At 51.9% G+C, this 2,500-nt stretch carries 2 tRNA genes and 2 rRNA genes (1 of these 4 cut by a window edge); all 4 read right to left on the bottom strand.

Annotated elements, in window-relative coordinates:
• Positions 1-1,496: ribosomal RNA gene (locus ACT6VE_RS10875) — 23S ribosomal RNA — on the bottom strand; it reaches 1,301 nt to the left of the window's first position.
• A 502-nt stretch (positions 1,497-1,998) separates the two neighbouring features.
• A tRNA-Ala gene (locus ACT6VE_RS10870) sits at positions 1,999-2,074 on the bottom strand.
• 45 nt (positions 2,075-2,119) lie between these two features.
• A tRNA-Ile gene (locus ACT6VE_RS10865) sits at positions 2,120-2,196 on the bottom strand.
• Positions 2,197-2,430: 234 nt separating this feature from the next.
• Positions 2,431-2,500 (bottom strand): 16S ribosomal RNA (locus ACT6VE_RS10860); the annotation flags it as partial.

Raw genomic sequence — 2,500 nt, 5'->3', positions numbered from 1 at the left:
CACAGTCAATCCAATAAGACTGTACGAGTTACGCAATCCGTCACTACCACCAGGCCCACGAATATTAACGTGGTTCCCATCGACTACGCGTGTCCGCCTCGTCTTAGGGGCCGGCTAACCCTGCTCAGATTAACTTTAAGCAGGAACCCTTGGTCTTTCGGCGAGGGAGTCTCTCACTCCCTTTATCGTTACTCATGTCAACATTCGCACTTCCGATACCTCCAGGACCCCTCACAGGTATCCCTTCACAGGCTTACGGAACGCTCCGCTACCACACGTCTTGCGACGTATCCTCAGCTTCGGTGCATGGCTTTAGCCCCGTTACATTTTCGGCGCAAGGACCCTTAATTAGACCAGTGAGCTGTTACGCTTTCTTTAAATGATGGCTGCTTCTAAGCCAACATCCTGGTTGTTTTGGGATCCTCACATCCTTTCCCACTTAGCCATGACTTGGGGACCTTAGCTGGAGGTCAGGGTTGTTGCCCTCTTCACGACGGACGTTAGCACCCGCCGTGTGTCTGCCGACTAGTACTCCTCGGTATTCGGAGTTTGGTTAGGATCAGTAAGACGGTGAGTCCCCATAGCCCATCCAGTGCTCTACCCCCGAGGGTATTCGGTCGACGCTCTACCTAAATAGATTTCGCGGAGAACCAGCTATTTCCGAGTTTGATTGGCCTTTCACCCCTAACCACAAGTCATCCCAATCTATTGCAACAGATGCGGGTTCGGTCCTCCAGTTGGTGTTACCCAACCTTCAACCTGCTCATGGCTAGATCACTCGGTTTCGGGTCTAATGCAACTAACTAAAACGCCCTATTCAGACTCGCTTTCGCTGCGCCTACACCTATCGGCTTAAGCTTGCTAGTTACACTAAGTCGTTGACCCATTATACAAAAGGTACGCCGTCAGGCTTGCGCCCTCCGACTGCTTGTAGGCAACCGGTTTCAGGATCTATTTCACTCCCCTTGTCGGGGTGCTTTTCACCTTTCCCTCACGGTACTTGTTCGCTATCGGTCATGCACGAGTACTTAGGCTTGGAGAGTGGTCTCCCCATGTTCAGACAGGATTTCACGTGTCCCGCCTTACTCAAGGACAATGCTTGTTCTACGTGTACGGGGCTATCACCCGCTGAGGCCGGACTTTCCATTCCGTTCCACTTTATTCAGCATTGCCACTGGCCTGGTCCGCGTTCGCTCGCCACTACTTACGGAGTCTCGGTTGATGTCCTTTCCTGCAGGTACTTAGATGTTTCAGTTCCCTGCGTTCGCTTCTTACCCCTATGTATTCAAGGTAAGATACCTTATTTCAATACCTAGAAACCTAAGCCGTTCTTGCGAACAACTTAAACTTTCTAGGTATTTAAGGTGGGTTCCCCCATTCGGAAATCCATGGATCAAAGCTTATTCGCAGCTCCCCACAGCTTATCGCAGCGTATCACGTCCTTCATCGCCTGTGCATGCCAAGGCATCCACCAATTGCCCTTACGACACTTAATCGTTCTCATTGTCTATGCTCATCATCTAGCCGCCATTCCAAAGGAATGATCAGCGGGCAAGGCTACCTTTTACAACCCAACCCACTCAATGATGCCATCGACGTGTTCAACAGGTCTGCTTTATTGGAGCTACGCCGAGCAGCTCGCTTGCAGCCTGTCATTAAGACCAGCTTCTCGAGATCAAATCCGGTACCGCGCGGTTAGACGACGGTAATCTGATCACTCGTCAGACAATGACCCGAAGGACATCGAACAACGAACGATCTAGAGCGACAAGCTTCCTTCCTCCTCCAATCCCTCACCAATTTCCGGCCGGCTAGGCCATCAAAAGGTTCACCGGGAAAGGTTTCGGACGCCTTGGGTCAAAAACCCAAAACACCTGGAAGCCTCCAGATCAATCTTCTCTTCACAATGTATGCAGAACAGGCATCAGGCCATTCGGCCGACGCAAACTTTTATTTCTTCAAAGGATATATATCCGTCAACTTCGACACCAAAACCTTTGGTGGAGCTGAGCGGGATCGAACCGCTGACCCCCTGCTTGCAAAGCAGGTGCTCTCCCAGCTGAGCTACAGCCCCATTCAGGTTTCGATACCTGACCGGTTAGCCACTCAATCGTTGGGATGGTGGGCCCGGGCAGACTCGAACTGCCGACCTCACGCTTATCAGGCGTGCGCTCTAACCACCTGAGCTACGGGCCCATTACGGTCAAGCACGCTGACGCGGGCGTGGTTCGTATATCCTTTTGAAGAAAGAGAAACGTGGTCGGCGGAAACCGCCATACTGTCCGAATGCCGAAGCATTTCCGCAGCGTATTGCGTTTCGATCGTCACCTGACTGGTGCGATCTATGTTCTAAAAAGCACGGGAAGGTTCATACCAGGGCGTATCCGAAGACACGAGCCGGTCGTCTTACCAATTCCACAGCTTCCTTAGAAAGGAGGTGATCCAGCCGCAGGTTCCCCTACGGCTACCTTGTTACGACTTCACCCCAGTCGCTGACCCT

The sequence above is a fragment of the Shinella sp. genome (assembly GCF_052438155.1).
In the GTDB taxonomy this organism is placed as follows: Bacteria; Pseudomonadota; Alphaproteobacteria; order Rhizobiales; family Rhizobiaceae; genus Shinella.
The sequence above is the reverse complement of the archived record's forward strand: the minus strand, read 5'-3'. Positions and strand labels throughout refer to the sequence as shown.